Below are 21,477 nucleotides of genomic sequence, written 5' to 3' on the forward strand. Positions count from 1 at the left end.
TAACCCTTCTTTTCATTATTTTTGTATTTCTACATTCACAAGTACCGGAGCAATCCCATATTTTCCATGTCCTGCTTGTAATTGCGGAACCATATCACCGTCTGTATTGCCGCTTTTGTCGCCTTCTTTATAAAAGTCTCCCGTATCCCAAAATTCGCTTGCTTGCATCCCTTCCTTGAGCGATGGACCGTCAATCACCTTATTATAAAAGTCAACATAGCGAGAAATGACCGTATCTTTTTCTAGAGAAGGATACTGCTCTTTATCGCTTTCCTCGTTGCCTAAGTTCAATAATGCGAGGCGGAGTGTTGCCGATAGACTACCGGCTGTAAATGGCGTATACTTCATTTCTCCTTTTGCTGTTTCATACACATGGAGATCCTTATTCCACATTTGCGTATCAACGGCATTGTACAAATTACGTGCTGCCTCACGGTATTTCTCGTCCTTCGTCGCTAAATAGACCGCTGTTAATCCGCGAATTGCACCAAGCTGTGCCTCAAGCGTGGCAGCCTTCTCATCCTGTCCTTTCCCGATTGTAAAGCCGTTTGCCACTAATCCAGAGTTTGTCATCATATTGGCAATCATAAAGTCTGCTTGTTTTTTCATCATTTCCAGCGCAAGCTTTCCTTCTTCCGTCTGCAATCCCTTTGCATCCTCACCGCTTGCATACCCAACTGGCAGCCCATCAATCGCACGTTCAAAAATACGTAACGCTTCTAGTGTATAGCCCGCATCAAACGTATCAACATAATCACCCTGCTTTACACCATCATGGGAACTGACAAATGCTCCAGCCTCTTTGTTAAAATGCATAGCTTCAAGATTTTTAAAGACTTGCAGAAGTACATCACGGTTTACGGAGTACGGATCATCTGCTTTTACATCATTACTGCTTGAGCCATCAATATTTTCCTTTGCGGCAGCCGCAAATGGAGCACCATCAAACGCAGCGCGAAACGCTGGATTTACTGCACCATTTTCTGGACGCTGATCCGTCATACCGTAAAACTCAGAAGATGGCCATAGCATAAGCCATTGATCACGAAGCAAGCTTCGTGCATCCGTCACTTCAAGCTTAGAAGCCTTCGCCGCTTCTGCTCCCTCCTCTGTCACCTTTATTTCATGAGGCAAATACACAAGCCCTTCCGAAGGGTTATACTTGCTTCCTGTACCGCTTGTCAGCTGTTTCGTAGATGAATTATAAAATAAGCCGTCACGAATATACGCTAGCTTATTCCAAATTTCTTCCGTTAAAACAACCCCTTGAAAACCATCAGCTGAACTAACACCAAGACGAACATTTGGATCGCTGTCCTGCGTAGAGGATGTAGCTTCTAGCTCCTCATCCTTATCAACCGTATGGAAGCCGCCCAAGAAATCTCCTGCCCAAAGCGATTGCTTGAGAAATGCTCCTCCATAAGCAGACGGCGTCAATGTCTTGCCCATTTTATCTCGGTCCCAGCGTAATGTTTTGAAGTCTACTTGATACACTGGAACATACGTCTTATCTTCATTTTTCGCATACACAGATGTATCAAGCTTTTGTGTATAATGCGGATCTCCGCTGCTGTACTCAATAAATGTCGGGTACATATTACGGAAAATCTCCTCTTTTGGATAACCAACGCTGTCAGCTAATGCATAAAACCGATCTTCCAATAACGCTGGACTTTGTTTTCCTGCTTCCTTTGCCATTTTCTCGACAACAGGTCCATTTAGAAGATGAAGACCTAGTCCAGACTTCTCTACCACTTCATACATCGCCTCTTCTGAGTATTCGTACGACTCAATTCCAGCAATATAATCAAACTCTGTAGGCTTGTTTACTTTTTTGGCATCCAACAAATCCAGATCAAGGCCGAGAGATTCAGCCAACGGCTCCCCTGATAATTCAAATTCCGCATACGCAAACATATTGGCTGCTGTATCAAATGTATAATCTGTAACAGGAGCCTTATATTCGCTGCTTTTCTCGTCTTCCTTTACAGTCGACTTTTGCGTGCAGCCCACTGAGATCAGAAGAGCAGCCGCTACAGAAACAGTAGACATGACTTTCCACGGTCGTTTCATGATAAACACCTCTTATACTCTACGAAAATGATAATTATTATCAAATAGTCCGAAACTATTATAATATGTATTTCCTGCCATGTAAACCTTACTCATGGTATTTCCATTGTAAGTATGTGGTAACAAGGTATAATAGCAGCATTAAAGAAAACTCGCCGATTGGCGAGCCCTGCCCTTGGGTAAAGACAGAGGCGTAGTTGCCCTTATACTTTATTCCTAAAATTCCATGCTACGCCGAATGAACTTCTATCTGAAATTTTATACTTTTTTCAAATGCAATGAAAACTGCCCCGCCTTGAATAGACGGAGCAGCTCTTGGTAAAATTATAATTCTCTAGTTTACAACTGGAGCATATGTCACAGCTTGGCTTCCCATTTGTACCCAAGCGGCTTCAAATTCCGCTTTCGATACTTTCGTGCCTGCCTGTTCAGCAAGCGGATCGTTCATATATACATAGTCTTTATCGTAGCCAGTAACTAGCACACTATGCTCACGATAGGTAATTCGGACAGGACCGGAAGCAGTTTGCCATGTATGAAGCTCACTCTCAGCCAGTGTTCTAAAGGTAGAGTTCGTAATCACAAATACCGGAGTACCGGCTTGTAATGCTTCATACACACTCTCTATGCTAAGCCCGCTTAAATCCTTGATTCTCCCTGGCAAATATTGCTCTGCTAAACTGGCGATAGGACCATGATACACTCCATAGCCATTCTCCGAGAACGTATATATATTTCCTACAAATCCATCATTTGGGTTTCCTCGTATACCGTTACTTAAAAACGGGACTTTTGTAATCGCTGCAGCCAAGGCCATTTTATCAATTTGGACTCCCGCATATTGCAGCATCATAGCCAAGCTCGTTACTTCGCAGCCGCGTGCTAGCTCAGGCATTTGTTGAATAAATGGAACGTTCTGTAATAACACTGTCTCCTGCTGCAATGCAGCACTTTGCATTTCTACTGGCTGTGGAGTAGCAGCAGCTTCTATTGTAGTAGCACCCGCGTTATTTTCAGCTTGCTGTTCCTCCTCTTTTTGTTCACTCTCTTTCTCATCAGTATTCTCTATAATCGCCACTGTATTGCCAGAAAAGTTGAGGTCATACACAGTACGTATATATACTATAAAAAGAATTGCAACTGCAAGAACATAAATAGGCCATCTCGTTCGTCTGTTCATATGTTCTTCTCCCACTCTCCCAACTGTCTATTTCTCAACATACAAACCTTAGCATGCTAGGATGAAAGTATAGTGAAATTGAACGAATCACCATCTACTTGCTAATGCTTGAAGTGAACCTTCTGTTGGAACATGATAAAAGGGTATGAAGTAAGAAGCAGAATAATTCTCCTAAAGCATTGAAGAGTTGTCATATTTCACAATCTTCACATACCATTTAAAGTTTCTTCATAAAATGATTATCTTCCTTTTTTATGGGAAATGATAAAAATCTTGTTACAATAGAGCTAAGCTTTAGAATAGAAATGACTGCACAAAAGAATTCACATACAAAAGGTATATAATATGAAAGAATAAAAACATTTGTTAGGAGTATGCATATGAAAAAACGCTTATATGTCCCATTGCTGCTTACTGCTTCTCTAGCCCTCAGCGGTTGCGGCACAAAAGAAGAGGCTCAGGAAAAAAAGGAAGCAACTGAACATACCCATGCCCATGGAGTCACTGGTGATATAACAGAAATAACAAAGAATGCCGATACACTTCCATCATTTCTTTCCTCGCAGTCGGAGCAGGTACAGCAAATCTATCATATAGCTGCTCAAAACCATGAACTCCTAAGCTGGATCCCATGCTATTGCGGCTGCGGAGATAGCGTTGGGCATAAAAGCAATAAAAACTGCTTTATCCGAGAGATAAGAGAGACAGGGGAAATTGTCTGGGACTCACATGCAACAACATGTGTAAATTGCCTAGAAATCGCCTTGGAGTCCGCTTCCTTAAAACAAAAAGGAAAGTCAACAATAGAAATTCGCAATTATATTGATACAAAATATAAAGAAGGATTTGCAAAGCCAACTCCGACACCAATGCCGCAATAAAGAAAACTCGCCGTGATTGGCGAGTTTTCTTAAAAGTGTCAACCAAAAAACACCGCTCTGTCATACAAAGCAGTGTGCTTTATCCATTGAATTGCGGCGTTATAATCCGCTCTGGATGTGTATAAATATTTAATGCTTGATTGCGAATGAAGCCAACAGCGGTAATCCCAAGCTCTTCCGCTAAACGCAGCGCTAGCTCAGTTGGCGCCGATTTAGAAAGAACAATACCACACTTAATTTTTGCCACCTTCAGCAGCACTTCAGAGGAAATACGCCCGCTAAATACAATCACTTTATCTTCTAACGAGATAGCGTGTTTCAGACAATATCCATATATTTTATCAAGTGCATTATGTCGGCCGATATCTGTTCTTGCGACAATGATCCCATTACTATCACATAAAGCAGCATTATGCACACCGCCTGTATCCTGAAAAATAGTTGATGACATCTGCATCATCTGCATCAGCCGAAAGCAATCCTCAACAGAAATCCTTGCAGCGGTCTTTTGAATTGGCTTCACCGTCCTTGCATCATTGTAAAAATAAAAACTTTGGCGGCTTTTTCCGCAGCAGGATGTGACATATCGTTTAGAATGAAACATCTCATTTAGCTTATTTACTTGATACGTAGTTACAAATGCTTTCCCCGTCGTTTCAATCACCTGCAGTTCCTTTATATCCTCATAACGGCTGATAACACCTTCTGATGCTAAAAAGCCGATGACAAGCTCCTCAATATGCTCTGGACTGCAAACTAACGTCGCAAATTCCTGTTCATTTAAGATAATCGTAATCGGATATTCCGTTACAATTAAGTCCTCTATAACTTGCAGCGTTCCATTTTCATACCGCAATACTTGATTGGTAACTTGCATTTGCTGATCCACAGCGCTCTTCTCCCTCATCTATTTATTTTCCTTTTGACTCAATGGATTGCTCGAACACGAAGACAGTCATAGCGATATCTTCATCAATATTAATATCAGAAAACATCCGCAGCACCTTCGCCCCCATTAATGCTTCAAATTTGTTTACTACCTCATCTTTTTTATAAATTTGCTTCACCATCTTTGTACGAGCTTCGTGTACCATTTGCTTCCCTTGCTCCGAGCTGATCATAAACTTTTCAACGTTCGTCAAATTCCCCTTCATCTCGCTAATCGCCCAATTACCAACAAAGCGGGTGCTAATTTCCTTCGGTCCGTTTCCGACAAACTCCTTCCGTACCTCCCTAACGAGCATGCTGAATTGGTGTTCTAAGTTTTTCGACATCGTCTTCCTCCCCTATCTTTCGAAATAGTTGTCGTTAAGGTAAGAAAACCCATTTGTACGACAACGGACAAATGGATTTCCTCTCTTCACTATTCCTTTAATCCCTCACCGATACCTTTTAGTAGGTTCAACCCGAAGCCAATCGCCCGATTTATATCAGGATCCTTCAATACCTTCATTAAGTCCAATATACCAACCTTTTCACCCGATTGAAGCCCCTGCTCTGCCTTTTGTAAACCATTCGCTACACTCGTCATCAGCTTTTGTGTCATCTCGGGATCAATGGCTGTTAATGCTCCACCCGCGGCCATTGCATTGTTAATCATGTTCGTCACAGGCGGGCGCGTTAACTGTCCTACCGCAATTTTTGCTACACTCTCCTTTGCCTTTACAAGACTGCCTAACGCTTCAAGAATACCGCTATCATGTAATTCTTGCAGCAAATGGAGTGTTTCAAGCAATGAATCTTTATTTTGTGCAACCTCAGAAAGAAGATTCTCCAAGGATTGCACTTTTTTTTGTTCTTCCGTAAGCTCGGTTTTCTTAATAGTTTGAATTGGCTGTGCCATTATGCATTCCTCCTGTCATAGAAACCAGGTTGTACATGTTCGTTCATGCTTGCGATGGCAACATAGTCGCCGCGCTCCCATTTACGGTAGATCTCAAGACCCATTTGCGGCGTACGAGTTGCATTACGCGGATTAAATTTCGGAAGCGGATTTTCTCCCTCTAATTCAAGAATCTCCATACGAACCTTCGCTTGCTTATAAGCAGGTGTATGTGTCACAACATCTACTGCACCGCCTGTTAATAGGTTAACCGCGCTTTCGTGGCTAGAGGAGTGCATTGGCACGTATACTGTTTTACCTTCTACCCGATCTGTTACAAGAACCGGCAATCGAATTGCACCGTATGGTGATACAAGGCGTACAAGCGTTCCATTCTTCACGCCGCGCTCTTTTGCAAGCTCAGGTGATACTTCAACAAATACTCTCGGAAACTTATATTGTAGTCCTTCTGCTTTATGCGTCATGTTTCCTTCATGGAAGTGCTCAAGCAGACGTCCGTTATCAAGTGACAGGTCGAACTCTTCTGGGAATTCTACCGGCGGCACATAGTCAAACAATCCGAAGCGGGCCTTCTTGTCAGGGAAGTTAAAGCCGTTCATGTGCAGAACTGGTGTGTTTGTTCCGTCTGGTGAGCCCCATAGGAAGCTGTTCCAGCCCTCAAGCACATCATAGTTACAATGTGTGAAGAACGGTGTTAAGCTTGCCATTTCAGCAAAGATTTCACTTGGATGCTCATAGCTCCAGTGGAAGCCCATGCGATTTGCTACCTGCTGAAGAATCCACCAATCTGGCTTGCTGCTGCCAGTAACCTCTAACGCTTTGTATAGACGCTGTACGCGGCGTTCTGTATTTGTAAATGTTCCGTCTTTTTCAAGTGACGGCGCACCCGGCAGGATGACATCAGCAAATTGAGCAGTTGTTGATAAGAAGATTTCTTGTACAACAAGGAAATCAAGCTTAGAAAGCATATCTTGTGTATGATTAGAATCAGCATCTACCCATGCCATATCTTCACCGACAATGTACATTCCTTTCAATTTGCCTTTGTCAATTGCCTCAAGCATTTCAATGTTGTCAAGCCCCGGCTGTGCAGGAAGTGTTACGCCGTAAGCCTTCTCGAATTTCGCGCGAAGTTCATCATTAGCAACCGGCTGATATCCAGGGAAGATGTTTGGCATAGTCCCCATGTCAGCTGCGCCCTGTACATTGTTATGTCCGCGAAGCGGAAACGCACCTGCATTTTTGCGCATCATATTTCCTGTTGCAAGAAGAAGGTTTGCAATTGCAACAGATGTATGAGAGCCGGCAATGTTTTGGGTAACACCCATCCCCCAGCAAATTGCAGTGCCATCAGCATCACGAATCATTTCAGCCATTTGGATTAATGCTGCTTGAGAAATACCCGTAATCTTCTCTGCTTCTTCAAGCGTATAAGGAGATACCATCTTTAAGAATTCATCGTATTGGTTGACATGCTTTTGGATAAATGCTTCATCGTGCCAGCCTTGGTCGATCATATATTTTGTAACTGCAGAAAGCCATGCATAATCCGTTCCTTGCTTTGGACGAACGAACAAATCAGCACGGTCTGCCATTTCATGTCTGCGCACGTCAACTGTAATCAATTTTTGTCCATAAAGCTTGTGCGCGCGCTTAATGCGTGATGCGATAACAGGATGTCCTTCTGCTGGAGCACATCCTACTAAGATAACAAGTCCTGCGCCCATGATGTCATAAACTGTGCCAGAGTCGCCGCCGATGCCGCCTGTTTGCTGCAAGCCCCAAGAAGCAGGGGATTGGCAATAACGGGAGCAGTTGTCAACGTTATTTGTTCCAAATACTTGACGAGATAGCTTTTGAACTAAATAGTTTTCTTCATTTGTGATTTTAGAAGATGAGATAAAGCCAAGTGCATCGCTTCCGTACGTATCTCTAATGCCACCTAGCTTTGTTGCAACAAGATCGATTGCCTCTTCCCATGTTGCTTCTATAAATACATCGCCTTTACGAATTAACGGTGTTGTAATACGTTCTGGTGAATTTACGTAATCCCAGCCGAACTTTCCTTTTACACATGTAGATACACTATTGACAGGTGCATGTTCAGAAGGTTCAATTTTAAGAATTTGGTGGTCTTTTGTCCAAACCTCAAAGGTGCAGCCTACACCGCAGAAGGTACAAACTGTTTTTGTCTTTTTTGTGCGTGTATCGCGCATTGCTGCCTCAACCTCAGACACTGCAAAGATTGTTTGATAATCCGGTTCTACCTCTTTTACAAGATCGATCATAGGATTAAGTAAATCCTCTTTAATTCCTGTCATAAACCCAGCATTTCCAAGCATGGATTTTTCCATTAATGCATTACAAGGACACACTGTTACACACTGTCCGCAAGAAACACAGGAGGATTCGTTAATACTTTTTCCTCCATCCCATAAAACACGTGGCTGGCTGCTCTCCCAGTTAATCGTCAATGTTTCATTTACTTGCAAGTCTTGACATGTTTCAACGCAGCGACCACACAAAATACATTGATCTGGATCATAACGATAAAACGGATGAGACATATCTACTTCATAGCCCTTAGAACGATGCGGACGTGTTTGATGTTCTACCCCCATCATTTCAGCTGTATTATGCACACGGCAATTACCGTTGTTATTATCACAAACTGTACAATACAATAAATGATTTTCTAAAATCCGATCCATTGCTTCTTCTTGCGCTTTCTTTGCAAGCTCAGAAGCTGTTAAAATATTCATGTCAGCCTCTACAACAGTAGAACACGCACGCATAATGCTGCCATTTACTTCACACATACATGTATCGCAGCTTTGAACCGGACCAAGAATCTCTGAATAACAAATATGTGGGTGTTGTATCTCCTGGGAAAGCAGATAATCTAAAATACGTGTTCCTTGTTCTACTTCATGTGCTGCTCCATTAATAAGAACATTCACTTTTTCCGACAATATAAGTCCCCCCTATAAATAAAAAACCCCCATAAAACAGTTGCCATACCTAAATGGCACAAACCGTTTCATGGGGGGAGAATATCTGAGCATATTAAATACTAGCGATCATTCCCGCCATATCATGTGTGAGGAGAGCAGGATGTCACAGCAATACATATTACTTGACCTCAATGCATCCTTCACATTTTTGTTAACTCTATTAATAAATATACCACATTTTTTAAATTTTTGTGAACAAAAACCAGTTATAACCAGAAAACTTTTCTATCCAAAGCATCTCTCTTTACGCAGAGAATTATTTAACGTAAATAGATTCAGCTACATTGCCTTTTTTAATTTTTTATTCGGTGCAGAAGCAACGTTTTCGATTGCATCCTTTTATTTTTTGTGAATATTGTGTGACTATCTTTTAGCTTGTAAAATTTCCGACTACGTCGAATTCGCTTCTAGATGGAAATCTATACTTTCTTAAAGTTTAAAAACACTGCTCTCTTCTTTAGAGCAGTGCCATTCTTCCAACCCTCTCTTGAATGAATAGGAGGAATATTTATACCGGATGCCTTTTTATTTTAGCAGGTAAAGGACGTACACTACCAGCCTTCCCTTCCTTCGATTTATTTTCGTTTGGTTTGATAAAGAGCATCACTAAAGCTGCCCCAGCTAATCCGAGTAAACCGGACACATAGAAAATTTTAGAATCCGAGCCCTTCATCAGGAAAGCATAAATCGGAGGTCCAGCTGCGACTCCAACAAATCTCATTGAGCTGTATAAGGAAGTAACCGTCCCGCGCTCCTCCTTTTCAATTCCTTCTGTGATCATGGCATCTAAGCTTGGTAAAGAAAGCCCAATTCCAATTCCCGCTATTACGAGTGTAGCTACCAGCATATAAATACTATGGAAAAACAAAGGAATTACAAATGCTCCTCCCAGCATTGCAAATCCAATAAGTGTACACCGCTTCATTGTCTTCTTTTGGTCACCAATTTTCTTCCCTGTAATATAAGAACATAACGATAGCGCTGTGAGCGGAATAGCAAGAACAACACCTTTCCAAATGCCATCAACACTATATTTTTCCTCTAACAATGTAGACAGGTAAAATTGAACGCCAAATAAGACAAACATAATAATCGCACCTAGTATGAAAATTGTGAGCAGCCATCTTTCCTTTTGACGAATTGTTTCCATCACAGTGTGGACAAATTCTTTAACAGGTACCTTCTTTGGCTCTTGTTTAGGCGGTTTAACGAGAAACGCAATAAGCAGAATAGCAGCTGCACATAGGATTGGAATAAACCAAAACGGGAGAAACCAAACTACGGCCGCAAGTATAGATCCTAGAATTGGACTTAATACCTTCCCAAAGGTATTGGATGTTTCAATCATCCCTAGTCCGCAGCTCACGTCTTTTTCATCCTTAAATATGTCACCAACGCACGGCATGACAACTGGCATAGCACCAGCCGAACCAATTCCCTGTACAACGCGTCCCGCCAAAATCCACCAGTAAGGGTTCTCAAGTTTCCATGAAGCCCAGCCAGTGATCACTCCCCCAATTCCAGCTAGAATCAAACTAGGGATAATCACTTTCTTTCTCCCCCATCGGTCAGATAAATAACCTGCTACAGGGATAAGAAAAATAGCAAAGATGGAGTACACCGTAATAATCATTGAAACCTGAAACGCAGTAATATCGAGCTTTCTTTCAATGACCGGAAGAACAGGAATAAGCATCGAATTCCCTAAAGTCATGACAAGAGGTACAGATGAAAGTGCCCATAGACAATATTTTTGTTTTTTCTGCATAACATTCTCCAGCCTTTATAATGTACAAAACGAAATACACTGCTTATTACAAGGGGGAAAGCAAGATATCCTTGAATAGCTTGTTCCGGATTCCCCCTAAAAATCCCTACAGTTCTGATCACAATATTATAATGATGTGAAGCATCCCTCACATAATTAAGCTTCCCCTCCTATTGCATTTTTACCCGTCTCAATCCTTTGTATATATAAGGTAAAGACAATTCGCCAATTGGCGAAGATAGCTACGGAGTTGCACTTATACTTTATTCCTAAAATTTCTCACTACGTCGAATGATCCTCCAGCTGGAAATTTATACCCTCTTAAAGTATAAAAAAAGCATACACGTAAATGTGTATGCTTCTTCCTTTTACTATGCCTGTTCTTGTACTGGTTTCTTCCAGAAGCCAACGATTAATGCTGTTACAATAGAACCGACTAAGATTGCTAACAAGTATAAGAATGGGTTTCCTTTTACAACTGGGATAACGAAAACACCGCCGTGTGGTGCAGGAAGACCGATATGGAACATCATTGTCAATGCACCTGCAACTGCAGAACCAATGACAGCAGCTGGAATTACACGACCTGGGTCAGCTGCTGCAAATGGAATTGCACCTTCCGTAATAAAAGATAGACCCATAACATAGTTAGTTTTTCCTGCTTCGCGCTCTGCTTTTGTAAATTTGTTTTTGAAGAATGTTGTTGCAATTGCAAGTCCTAATGGAGGAACCATACCACCAGCCATGATTGCTGCATGCGGAGCAAAGTTTCCTGCCGCGATTGCTGCAATACCGAATGTATAAGCTGCTTTGTTGATTGGGCCACCCATATCAATTGCCATCATACCGCCAAGAATAATGCCAAGTAATACTAAGTTTCCAGTTCCAAGACCATTTAACCAATCTGTTAAGCCTGTATTTAAAGCTTTTACTGGGCCGATAATAACATAAAGCATAATTGCACCAGTGATAAAAATACCAAATAATGGATATAATAATACTGGTTTAATACCTTCTAATGATTGCGGTAAACTGCTGAATACTTTTTTCAATAGAACTACTACGTAACCTGCTAAGAAACCTGCAATCAAACCACCTAAGAAGCCTGCGCCGCCGCTTGCAGCTAATACCCCACCAACCATACCAGGAGCAAAACCAGGACGATCGGCAATACTCATTGCAATAAATCCTGCTAAAACTGGAACTAAAAGACCAAATGCACCGCTGCCGCCACCGATATCCATTAATAATTTTGCAAATGGATGGAACGCAGGGTCTTTTGGATCAAATGCTTTAATACCAAACATGAAACTAATTGCGATTAAGATACCGCCGCCCACAACAAACGGAAGCATGCTGGATACACCGCTCATTAAATGCTTATAGAAGCCTGCACGCTCAGTTTTCGCTGCGCCGCCGCCTTGATTAGAGCCACTGCTTTTATAAATAGGAGCATCCTGCTTCACCGCACGATCAAGCAGCTCTTGCGGCTTACGGATACCTTGTGCAACCGGAACTTGAATAACGTGCTTACCATCGAAGCGGTTCATTTCAACTTGTTTATCAGCAGCTACGATAATAGCAGTTGCTTCCTGAATTTCCTGTGCTGTTAGTGCGTTTTTCACACCGCTGGAACCATTTGTTTCAACTTTAAGATCAATGCCCATTTCTTTTGCTTTTGCTTTTAAAGCATCAGCAGCCATATATGTGTGTGCAATTCCTGTTGGGCAAGCTGTTACAGCTAATACCTTTTGGCCAGAACCAGAAGAAACTGTTTCTTCCTCTGCTGCTTCGCTCTCTTGCTCGTCAATTGCTGCTAATACATCATTTATTGTTGCAGCGTTCTCAATTTTGCTGCGGAATGCAGGGTTCATCAGCATAGAGGATAAACGCGATAATGTTTCTAAGTGTGCGTTGTTTGCCCCTTCTGGCGCAGCAATCATGAAGAACAAGTGGCTTGGTTGGCCATCTAATGCCTCGTAATCAACGCCTTCCTTAGAACGTCCGAATGCGATTGCTGGTACTTTTACTGCACTTGTTTTTGCATGAGGAATTGCAATTCCTTCACCAATACCTGTTGTGCTTTGTGCTTCACGCGCCAAGATCGCTTCCTTAAATTTTGCTTTATCTGTTAATTTTCCAGCTTCATTCAGCTTATTTACAAGCTCATCGATTGCTGCTGCTTTCGTTTTCGCCTGCAGATTCAAAATTACTGTGCTGCTCGTTAAAAGCTCTGTAATCTTCATGTGAATCCCCCTTTATACTTGAGTAATCGTGATTTCCGGTAATAGTTTTTCTACTTCTTCTTTTGTGCATAAGTCGCTTGAGAAAGCTGTAGCGCTGCCGCTTGCCACACCATATCGGAAGCATTCCTCCAAAGCCTTTCCTTTTGTGTATGCTGCTAAAAATCCACCGATCGTAGAATCTCCGGCTCCTACCGAGTTCTTGACTGTTCCTTTTGGCGCATTTGCGTATAAAATTTTATGATTTGTAATTAAAAGTGCACCTGCTCCCGCCATGGATACAATCACATTCTGGATACCTGATTCCACAAGTCTTTTTGCATATGCAATCGACTCTTCCTTACTTGTGATCGTAGTTTCAAACAGTTCTCCTAGCTCATGATGATTAGGCTTTATAAGAAACAGCTTTTCTTCAATGATTTCCTGCAAAGCTGGCCCACTCGTGTCCGCTACAATCTTTACTCCACGCGCTCTTGCTGCTGCCGCTAATGTTTTGTAGAAATCTGCCGGAACAGAAGATGGAAGACTTCCCGCTAATACGAAGATATCTCCCTCGTTCATAGCTTCCACTTTCTGCAATAATTCATTAATCTGTTCTATTTCAATAGTTGGACCTTGTCCATTAATTTCTGTCTCATCTCCGGACTTTAGTTTCACATTAATACGTGTAGTTCCATTTGCTTTTACAAAATCATGATTTACTAGTTCTTTACTTAATTCTTCGCGAATGAATTCGCCAGTAAATCCGCCGATAAATCCAAGAGCTGTATTTTCAACCCCTAAGCGCTTCAATACCCTTGAAACGTTAATCCCTTTGCCTCCTGGATATTGCTCTGTACGTTTTGCACGGTTTAAATCTCCTAACCGGATAGAATCCAGTTCGACAATGTAGTCTATGGAAGGATTTAGTGTACATGTATAAATCATTTTTTCACAACCTCTATAAATGTTTTCTCTTTATATAGTTTCCACAGTTCTTCATCACATTCACTTGTGATGATAGCTGCTTCATGCAAATCCGCAATTTTGGAGAATGTGCTTTCGTTCCATTTCGTATGATCAGCCAACATATAAGCCTGCTGTGAAAGCTGAATAGCCAAACGCTTTACGAATGCCTCTTCAGGGTCTGGTGTTGTATAACCATAAGTAAGATGAATGCCATTTACACCAATAAAGCTTTTATCAAAGCTGTACTGTTCCATCCCCATCACAGCACCTCGTCCTACTAACGCGCGTGTTCTTTGCTTGACAAAGCCGCCCGTCAAATAGGTAGGAATGCTATTCTCCAGCAACGCCTCCAGATGGGTGATACCATTTGTAACGACAACCACATCTTTGGCTTCTATATAAGGAATCATTTGCAAGGTTGTTGTACCTGCATCTAAAAAGATGCAATCACCATCTCGAATTAAACTCGCTGCATGCTTAGCAATCTCTAATTTTTCTTGCAAATTCTTTGTCGATTTCTCAGACACACTAGGTTCTTCCCTTTTCTGCTGAAGCAGTGCAGCGCCACCATGAACGCGTTTGAGCTTCCTTTGGCTTTCAAGCTGACTTAAATCCCTTCGAATTGTCGATTCAGATGAAGAAGTCACATCTACAAACTCCTGCAGCTTAACAACTTCTTGCTTCTCCAACAAATCGAGGATGATACGATGTCTTTCTGCTGTCAGCACGTTCTCACCCCCTAAGTAAACCATTTATTGTTTACGCTTTCATCATACACTATAAATAAATCAAAATCAATCATAAACGTTCAAAAACAACCAATATTTTTTTAAGAAAATATCGAATTTTATCTAAAAATGTCAAACGAGAGCAAAAATAATCATAAATAACCATTTCCCAGATGTTTTATTAAAGAAAACTCGCCGATTGGCAAGTCCTACTCTTGGGCGAAGGCAGCGGCGTAAGTTGCACTTACACTTTTCCCTCTAAAATTTCCTGCTTCGCTGAATTTTCTCCCGTCTGGAAATTTACACCTTATAAAAATGTAAAAACTCTCCAACTGAATTGTTGGAGAGTTTATGTCCTACCATATTGTTGTATCGTAACTATCGAGCTCCGTTTACTTCACAGGGATTCGAACGATAAATGTACTTCCTTCGTTTAACTTGCTTGTTACATGAATTGTTCCTTGATGGGCATCCACAATCCATTTTGCAATGGATAATCCGAGTCCGTGTCCGCCCATTTGCCTTGCGCGCGATTTATCGACTCGATAAAAGCGATCAAATACCTTGTCACAATCCTCTGGCGGAATCCCTACTCCTGTATCCCGAACCTGCATAATAAACATTTTATTTTGCTCCGTGCCTTCCGTAGATAAGCTTAATTGTACCAAACCATTATTTGGCGTGTATTTAATCGCGTTATCCAACAAAATGTAAAGCAGCTGCTTCAATTTTTCCAAGTCTGCATATAAATGGATATCAGAAAACGCATGAAATTGAAGACTGATATTTTTAGCTGCAGCAATCGGCTCTAATGATTTAACAATCGTGTCGGCATGTGTACGAAACTCAAACGAATCCCGACGTACTTCTAGCGTACCTGAATCCGATCGCGCCAATGTAAGCAAATCACCAATTAGGTTGGCCATTCGTTTTACTTCATCCTTCATATTTCCTAAAACATTACGAGAAAACGGATCTTCTTCAATTGTCTCCTCCATCTCCAATGTATCAATAGATGATAACAAAACACTTAAAGGCGTGCGCAACTCATGCGAAGCATCCGCCACAAACTCCCTTTGCCTTGCGAAAGCATTCGCAATTGGAATCATCGTTCGTTTTGATAAAAAATGACTAATAGCTAAAGCAACGATAAAAAATAAAAGACCAATTCCTCCAAGAACAAAGATGACCCACTGGAATATTTTTTGTTGCACCGATACATCTTTTCCAATATAAAGCCTTCCTACAACTTCATTTTCATAATAGACAGGACGCCCTACCATCATAATGTGCATCGTACGATTTTTCTCAAATTCGATATGTCGTTCTTTTCCCACTTCCGGAAGGTTTACCTTTACATCTGTATAGCGAACCTCTTCTTTGGACGGCTCCCAGTTTCGCAAGGTTTCCAGCAAATTGGACTGCATCCAACGTATCGACTCATCTCCGACCAAAACTTCATCATTTTTGCCTACTACATAATAAAACAACAGGCTGTCATTCGAAATAATCACATTCTCATCAACTGAACCAGGTCTTGAAGCTTTCTTCTTTTGAATAAATTCATCTTGAATAACATTAATCTCTCTTTTGGCCAGTTCTTTCATTTGCCTTTCTTGCTGTGTGAATATGATGTTATATAATAGTGCGTACACCACCGCAATGAATAGAACGAGAAACAGCACTAGAACCCCGCTGTATAGCAGTGTGAGGCGATTTTGGGTTTGGGAGAATACATCCTTTCCCGAAAGAAACTTTTGAAAATAGCTTTTAATCTTCAATTTTGTACCCCACCCCGCGGATGCTTTGAATTACATCCTGTTGTCCAAACACATCAAGCTTTTTTCTCAGCAATTTCACGGTAGCATCCACAATCTTCAATGATACATCCGCATCATATCCCCATACACGATCTAAAATGAGTTCACGAGGCAATACTTGTCCTTTATTCTGCACTAGCAAATCAAGCAAACCAAATTCACGAGGGCTAAGCAAGATTTCTTCTTCTCTCTGACGAATCACACGGTTTGTTCGATCCAACTCAAACGAACCAAGAGAAACACAGTCGCCTACAATCGGCACATACGCTCTACGCGTTAACGCTCGAAGTCGTGCCAACAGCTCAGCAAGTTCAAATGGCTTTACTAAATAATCGTCAGCACCGGCATCCAACCCCTCTACACGATCCTCCACCGTATCCTTTGCCGTGAGCATTAAAATAGCCCCTGAATAACCGTCTTTACGTAAGCGACGACATACATCTGTACCATCTCCGCCCGGCATCATCCAATCTAAAATCAATATATCATAATGAGAAGATTTCGCGTAATCATAAGCATCTCCGCCCTCTTGCACCCAATCTACTTGATAGCCGCCTTTTTTCTTTAACATATGAACAACAAGTTCACCAAGACGCACATCATCTTCTGCCAAAAGTATATTCATCCAAAATCTCTCCTTTTTAGACGTACATTCTTTCATTATACTAACAAGTTTTAATGAAAAAAAGGTGAAAGACCTGTTATGCTTATACAGAATTGTCTAAAAAGAGGAGAAGAGTATCCTTAGAGTTGGAGGAATAGCGATCTAATCACTTTACGTTAAAGAAAACTCGCTGATTAGCGAGCTCTGCTCTTGGGCGAAGACAGAGACGTAAGTTATGCTTACAATGTATTCCCAAAATTTTTGACTACGTGGAATTCGCCTCTAACTGGACCTTATCCTTTCTTAACGTGAGAGTAACGGGCGTATGTATCTGCTCCTTTTATTGCACATACACATTTCCATCCAGAAGCCACGGTACAAACTCTACATTTTTTGCTTGATCAGGAAACTGCTCTTTAATCGCCTTTGCAAGTTCCTCCGTACTGCTTCCCTCTTTGTAAATACCTAGTTGCTTGGCTACGCTCTTTATTTTCGCTTCTTGTACCTCATTGAAGAGCTGAAACAGTCCTTTTCCATACATTGAAACACCAAGTTCTTGTGCCTGCGCAATCATTTTTGCTTCAGACACTTCCTGTGCGATGGTCTCTAATTCTTTATTAGCTGTCTCAATTCCTAATGACTTAGCCTCGTTCATTATCCTCGTACGATACAACTCCTTAGCGTCAGCACTGGCATCACTATCTGCGGCAGCAACCCCGAATACTTCCTGTATCATTCTTTTCTCCGCTAATTCTTGTGTTAACGTAGAAACGGTTTTTCCTTCTGTAGAAATTCCTATCGCTTCTGCTTCCTGCTTCAGCTGCTTTGTATAAATTTCCTCAGACAGCTCCCCTGTTCCTTTCCCATCAGTTTCAATACCAAGACTTTCCGCTTCTGTTCGCAGTTCCTTATCCTGAATCTCCTTCTCTAAAATAAGAGCATCCTTTCCCTCCGTGCTAATTCCAAGTTTTGCTGCTTCTTCCTTTACTGCATCTTCATCTACAGTATGGGTATCCTCCATGTCCATTTCAACAGCCCGTGTATCTTCTTTCTGCTCAGTCAAACCGACATTCCCACCAGCACTTCCAAGTGTAAGAGCTGTACTTATAGCAAGCAGCAATCCTTTCATATTCATCGATCTCCTTTTCTAATCATGTTCTATCCCTGTTTATCTAACCCCCGCCATCCGGCGAAGACAGAGGCGTAGTTGCCCTTATCCTGTATTCCTAACATTTCCAAATACGTCGAATTCGCTTCTAGCTAGACATTTATCCTTTCCTACAGTGTAAAAAATCGTTGTCTAGCAAAAGCAAGAAAACGAAGTAATGCACCGGCAAATACTTCGTTTTTCTTAGTTATCCATGTCGAAGCGCTTGAATTGGATGCAGCTTCGATGCTTTATTCGCTGGGAATACTCCAAAAATAACTCCCACAACAAGAGAGAATAAAAAGGCTAGCAGCATTACATTTGTAGAGTAAACAACTGTCATGCTTGCGGCAGCAGCGAGAATCTTTGTAATGAGAAGTCCTAATCCCACTCCGATTAAGCCTCCCATTGCGCTTAATACAACTGCTTCAATTAAAAACTGCAGCAAAATGTGCTTTCGCTTCGCACCAATTGCTTTTCGAATCCCAATTTCCTTCGTTCTCTCAGAAACGGATACGAGCATAATGTTCATAATGCCAATACCGCCTACTAACAAGGAGATACTTGCAATCCCTCCGAGCAGCAGCGTCATTGTGCCTGATACGGAGCTCATCGTATTCATAACATCCTGTTGATTCACTACACTGTAGCTGTCAGATTTATCAGGAAACAGATTCGCTAATAATCGATTTGTTTGCATTTGAGCGAATGTAAGTGTGTCTGCATCCGTTGCTTGTATATATACTGTTTGAATCGATGTACTTTGAGTCACACGCTGCGCCGTGCTAATCGGCATGATAATCGTAGAGTCTCCCGATTGGCCAAGCGAGCTGCCTTTTGACTCAAGAACACCGACAACCTTGTAGGATGTTCCATTTACCTTGATTGACTGCCCGACTGGTTCAGAAGCCCCGAACAGCGTTTGTGCTGTCGTTGCCCCAAGTACAACAATTTTCTGTCTGTACTCCACATCCATATCTGTTACAAAGCGTCCTTGGCTCACTGTCAGATCGCGAATCGTTTGATACGCCTCCGTTGTTCCTGTTAACGACACTTGTGTGGATGTTTTCCCATTTTTCACTGTTACACGCCCTGATACAGCTGGGGCAGCAGCTGAAACACCGTTTAGCCCCGCAAACTGATCTACATCATCTAACTTGAGCTTGACCTCATCTGTGCTAATAATATTGACAGTAAGTAAATTTGTTCCAAGACTATTAATTTGATCTGTTACTGATTTACTCGATCCCTGCCCAATCGCAACGAGTACAATTACAGAAGAAACACCAATAATAATACCGAGCATTGTAAGAAAGGCGCGCAGCTTATTGCTCTTGATACTGCGCATTGCCATTTTGATAGATTGTGTCAAACCCAAGTAACTCACCTCCAACCTCTGCTAGCCGCTTTTCTTCAAATAGCTGTCCATCTTGGATACGAACTCTGCGCTTTGCCTGCAGCGCAACCTCGGGGTCATGCGTAATTAATACAATCGTGTGGCCTTGTTCATTTAAATCCTGCATAACCTTCATAATTTCCTTGCTCGTTTTGCTATCTAATGCACCAGTCGGCTCATCGGCAAGCAAAATCGGCGGATTGCCAGCAAGCGCGCGGGCAATTGCCACACGCTGCTGCTGTCCTCCTGATAATTGTGTTGGTAAATGATGTGCACGATCACGCAAGCCAACCTTATCTAAACATTCATAAATTATATTTTGTCTTTCCTTCGTTGAAACACCGCGATATAAAAGCGGTAGCTCTACATTTTCAAACGCTGTAAGTTTTGTTAACAGGTTGAAGTTTTGAAAGATAAAGCCAATTTTGTTGTTTCGTACCTCGGCCAGTTGACTATCATTCATTTTCTCAACCTCTTCTCCGTCAAGAAAATAATGTCCTGAGTCAGGTCGGTCTAGGCAGCCAATCATATTCATAAATGTTGATTTCCCTGAACCGGACGGACCCATGATCGATACGAAATCACCCTTTTGAACCGTGAGTGACGCTTCATTTAGCGCCATCACGATCTCCCCACCTAGCTCATACTTTTTGATCATTTTTTCGATTCTAATAATAGGCTGTGTCACGTTATCTCGTTCCCCCCCCGTTTGTGCCTTGTTGTCTGTTAAATCCTCCCATGCCGCTACCCATATTACCGTTACCTCCAAAGCCGCCCATCATCATACCTTGGCCTTGCTGCGCATTTGTTGAAGAAGATGATCTAACTGCAGGCAATTGCACGGTTTCACCTTCTGTTAAGCCTTCTGTAATCTCCACATATGTGTCGTTGCTAATACCTGTTTGCACTGTTTTTTGAGAAGCAGCTGCTTGTGTATTTGCATTACCAGATGATTCAGAAGCTGTTGTTGATGCTTCACCCATTAAAACAAATTTTTGATCTCCTCGGGTGCGTACTGCTTCAATTGGTACGTATAATACGCCATCTTTGCTTTGTGTTAAAATGCTCGCTTCTGCTGTCATACCGATTTTCAGATTGTCGGATTTGTCTAAATGCACGGTTACGTTAAATGTTGATACACCATTAGAAGCTGTTCCTTCATTCGCTACTGCTGTTACTGTTCCTGTATAGTCTGTATCCTCAAATGCACTTACGGCTACTGTTGCTGTTTGTCCAACTGCAACCTTAGAAATATCAAGCTCATCTACACCAACTACGACCTGTAAATCATTATAATTTGTAATATGTGCTACAACTTTTCCTTCTTGTACTTTGTCGCCGGCTGCCACATTTATAGCGGTAATCGTACCTGCTGCTGGAGCTGTAATTGGATCTGTATCACCTGTAAATGTGACAAGCTCTTGTCCCGCAGCTACTACATCTCCTGCAGATACAAGCACTTCATCAACTGTATCACTTGCCGCTGCTGTAATGTCTGCGTTTGTTACAGATTCAAGCGAACCAGAGCCGCTTACATGCACCTCCATTTTTCCTTTTTGTACAGTTGCTGTTGACGCTTGTACAGCTTGTACCGGTGTTGAACTTCCCTTTAAGAAGTACCACGTACCACCTCCGACTGCACCAACTAATAGAATGATAATAACAATCCACTTTTTCAAAATCCCTTCTCCCTTCTGTCCTTCACTTTTTTGTTTTATTGTTATTGCCTTGCTCACATATTTGCTGCCTTTCCATTCACCCTCCTGCTTCAAACCTTTTGGAAACGCGCTTCTTGCTATTTCCTAAAAGTACCTTTCTCATAGACATCTAAA

Annotated in this window: 17 protein-coding genes; 1 reads left to right on the forward strand and 16 read right to left on the reverse strand. The window is 41.8% G+C overall.

The genetic code is table 11. The features are described 5' to 3' along the window. Positions 1-15: 15 nt before the first annotated feature. Together EP737_RS12995 and EP737_RS13000 are read right to left on the reverse strand one after the other, a co-directional pair. Positions 16-2,073, reverse strand: a complete 2,058-nt coding sequence (locus EP737_RS12995) for a hypothetical protein (RefSeq protein ID WP_129728405.1) — start codon at positions 2,071-2,073, stop codon at positions 16-18. A gap of 334 nt (positions 2,074-2,407) precedes the next feature. Next, positions 2,408-3,253 (reverse strand): C39 family peptidase, encoded by an 846-nt coding sequence (locus EP737_RS13000; protein WP_342772906.1) that lies wholly within the window; start codon positions 3,251-3,253, stop codon positions 2,408-2,410. A gap of 380 nt (positions 3,254-3,633) precedes the next feature. Here EP737_RS13000 and EP737_RS13005 point away from each other — a divergent pair, with 380 nt between their 5' ends. Beyond that, on the forward strand, positions 3,634-4,134 hold the full coding sequence (locus tag EP737_RS13005; RefSeq protein ID WP_129728406.1) for a PCYCGC motif-containing (lipo)protein: 501 nt from the start codon (positions 3,634-3,636) through the stop codon (positions 4,132-4,134). Positions 4,135-4,213: 79 nt separating this feature from the next. On the opposite strand, the gene fdhD is transcribed toward EP737_RS13005, so the two are convergent. The 14 genes from fdhD to EP737_RS13075 all read right to left on the reverse strand — a co-directional run bounded on the left by fdhD (position 4,214) and on the right by EP737_RS13075 (position 21,324). Next, positions 4,214-5,011 (reverse strand): formate dehydrogenase accessory sulfurtransferase FdhD, encoded by a 798-nt coding sequence (fdhD, locus tag EP737_RS13010; protein ID WP_246040255.1) that lies wholly within the window; start codon positions 5,009-5,011, stop codon positions 4,214-4,216. 34 nt (positions 5,012-5,045) lie between these two features. Next, a complete protein-coding gene (locus EP737_RS13015; protein WP_129728408.1) occupies positions 5,046-5,408 on the reverse strand; it encodes a Na-translocating system protein MpsC family protein in 363 nt (120 codons plus the stop codon). 89 nt (positions 5,409-5,497) lie between these two features. Next, a complete protein-coding gene (locus EP737_RS13020; protein ID WP_129728409.1) occupies positions 5,498-5,977 on the reverse strand; it encodes a helical membrane plugin domain-containing protein in 480 nt (159 codons plus the stop codon). Further along, a complete protein-coding gene (gene fdhF, locus EP737_RS13025; RefSeq protein ID WP_129728410.1) occupies positions 5,977-8,949 on the reverse strand; it encodes a formate dehydrogenase subunit alpha in 2,973 nt (990 codons plus the stop codon). The genes EP737_RS13020 and fdhF overlap by 1 nt, the downstream gene beginning before the upstream one ends. 550 nt (positions 8,950-9,499) lie before the next feature. Next, positions 9,500-10,759 carry a bacillibactin exporter BcbE gene (gene bcbE, locus EP737_RS13030; RefSeq protein WP_129728411.1) on the reverse strand — a complete coding sequence of 420 codons (1,260 nt, stop codon included), beginning with the start codon at positions 10,757-10,759 and terminating at the stop codon, positions 9,500-9,502. A gap of 371 nt (positions 10,760-11,130) precedes the next feature. Further along, a complete protein-coding gene (locus EP737_RS13035; protein WP_129728412.1) occupies positions 11,131-13,005 on the reverse strand; it encodes a PTS fructose transporter subunit IIABC in 1,875 nt (624 codons plus the stop codon). Between the two features lie 12 nt (positions 13,006-13,017). Then, a complete protein-coding gene (gene pfkB, locus EP737_RS13040) occupies positions 13,018-13,929 on the reverse strand; it encodes a 1-phosphofructokinase (RefSeq protein WP_129728413.1) in 912 nt (303 codons plus the stop codon). Next, positions 13,926-14,678, reverse strand: coding sequence for a DeoR/GlpR family DNA-binding transcription regulator (locus tag EP737_RS13045; protein ID WP_129728414.1), 753 nt, complete (start codon positions 14,676-14,678; stop codon positions 13,926-13,928). Before EP737_RS13045 ends, pfkB begins: the two co-directional genes overlap by 4 nt. Positions 14,679-15,070: 392 nt before the next feature. After that, a complete protein-coding gene (locus EP737_RS13050) occupies positions 15,071-16,459 on the reverse strand; it encodes a sensor histidine kinase (RefSeq protein ID WP_129728415.1) in 1,389 nt (462 codons plus the stop codon). Then, positions 16,449-17,123, reverse strand: coding sequence for a response regulator transcription factor (locus EP737_RS13055; protein ID WP_129728416.1), 675 nt, complete (start codon positions 17,121-17,123; stop codon positions 16,449-16,451). Before EP737_RS13055 ends, EP737_RS13050 begins: the two co-directional genes overlap by 11 nt. 319 nt (positions 17,124-17,442) lie before the next feature. Then, positions 17,443-18,231: a hypothetical protein gene (locus EP737_RS13060; RefSeq protein WP_129728417.1), complete on the reverse strand. Its 789-nt coding sequence runs from the start codon at positions 18,229-18,231 to the stop codon at positions 17,443-17,445. A gap of 226 nt (positions 18,232-18,457) precedes the next feature. After that, positions 18,458-19,627 carry an ABC transporter permease gene (locus EP737_RS13065; protein ID WP_246040251.1) on the reverse strand — a complete coding sequence of 390 codons (1,170 nt, stop codon included), beginning with the start codon at positions 19,625-19,627 and terminating at the stop codon, positions 18,458-18,460. Further along, the gene (locus EP737_RS13070; protein WP_129728502.1) at positions 19,575-20,333 is read right to left on the reverse strand and encodes an ATP-binding cassette domain-containing protein; all 759 of its coding nucleotides are present in this window, start codon (positions 20,331-20,333) and stop codon (positions 19,575-19,577) included. Before EP737_RS13070 ends, EP737_RS13065 begins: the two co-directional genes overlap by 53 nt. A 1-nt stretch (position 20,334) precedes the next feature. Then, on the reverse strand, positions 20,335-21,324 hold the full coding sequence (locus EP737_RS13075) for a biotin/lipoyl-containing protein (protein WP_129728418.1): 990 nt from the start codon (positions 21,322-21,324) through the stop codon (positions 20,335-20,337). Positions 21,325-21,477 lie beyond the last annotated feature (153 nt).

The sequence above is a fragment of the Ectobacillus funiculus genome (assembly GCF_004138295.1).
GTDB classification, from domain to species: domain Bacteria; phylum Bacillota; class Bacilli; order Bacillales; family Bacillaceae_G; genus Ectobacillus; species Ectobacillus funiculus.